Genomic DNA, 255 nt, shown 5'->3' on the forward strand with positions numbered 1-255 from the left:
TCTAGCGAGCTACTCTTTGTATCTTTCCATTTTTTCTAGGTGGAATCACCGCATGCGCTTGCCGATCTGCAATGACCTGACGGCATTGCTTGGTGTCATAAGCCCCATCGGTATAAACAGAGTCAATCCGCTCATCTTGTGGAATCTGATTAAGTAAATCACCAAGCACCTGTGAATCACTGACATTATTGGTTGTAAGCTGAACTGCTCGTATTTGTAGGGTTTTAGCATCTATACCAATATGAAGTTTACGCC

The 255-nt window shown here is 43.1% G+C and carries 1 pseudogene; it reads right to left on the reverse strand.

The window, feature by feature from the left end:
- Positions 1-22: 22 nt before the first annotated feature.
- Positions 23-255: pseudogene (locus tag EXE29_RS17415) on the reverse strand (transposase); the annotation flags it as partial.

Origin of the sequence: Acinetobacter sp. WCHAc060006, from assembly GCF_004209135.1 — a bacterium.
In the GTDB taxonomy this organism is placed as follows: domain Bacteria; phylum Pseudomonadota; class Gammaproteobacteria; order Pseudomonadales; family Moraxellaceae; genus Acinetobacter; species Acinetobacter cumulans.